We start from the raw sequence: 603 nt of genomic DNA, 5'->3' as shown, positions 1-603 counted from the left end.
CCCGCTCGTCGGGGGGGGGGGGGGGGGGGCGGCGCCCCCCGCCCGGGGGGGGGGGGGGGGGCCCCGGGGGGGGGCCGGGGGGGCCCCCCGCCCGCCCCCCCCCGGGGCTGTGCTAATGTGAACCGCGTTGCAGTTGTGGTACCCATGAACGTCGTGTGCGCCCGGAGGCTGGTAGCCCCGGGCGTTCCGTGTTTTTACCGGAATCCTCCGGTGTCGGGCACTCATCTCGGCGACAGGGAGTCCGCGCAGTGCGGGCTCCGTGCCCCATGAAGGAGAAAATTATGGCTTCCGGCACCGTGAAGTGGTTCAACTCGGAAAAGGGCTTCGGCTTCATCGAGCAGGACGGCGGCGGTCCCGACGTCTTCGCCCACTACTCGAACATCCAGTCCCAGGGCTTCCGTGAGCTCCTCGAGGGCCAGAAGGTCACCTTCGACGTGACCCAGGGCCCCAAGGGCCCGCAGGCGGAGAACATCGTCGGCGCCTGACGCCCACGCGATGCGCGGACGGGGGGCCGCCCCCCGGGGACCGGGGGGGCCCCCGCCGCCCCCCCCGGGCGGGGGGGGCCCCCCCCACCCCCCCCCCCCCCCCCCCCCCGCGCGGGGC

At 75.6% G+C, this 603-nt stretch carries 1 protein-coding gene; it reads left to right on the top strand.

The window, feature by feature from the left end; genetic code table 11:
* Positions 1–281: 281 nt before the first annotated feature.
* A complete protein-coding gene (locus ACFWWQ_RS26365) occupies positions 282–485 on the top strand; it encodes a cold-shock protein (RefSeq protein WP_143944847.1) in 204 nt (67 codons plus the stop codon).
* The last annotated feature ends 118 nt before the right edge of the window (positions 486–603 follow it).

Source organism: Streptomyces sp. NPDC059080 (assembly GCF_042739975.1).
GTDB lineage: Bacteria > Actinomycetota > Actinomycetes > Streptomycetales > Streptomycetaceae > Streptomyces > Streptomyces benahoarensis.
The sequence above is the reverse complement of the archived record's forward strand: the minus strand, read 5'-3'. Positions and strand labels throughout refer to the sequence as shown.

Bases quoted from the DNA above. Each gene is read 5' to 3' on its own strand.
- ACFWWQ_RS26365 (WP_143944847.1), top strand. From the start codon at position 282: ATGGCTTCCGGCACCGTGAAGTGGTTCAACTCGGAAAAGGGCTTCGGC.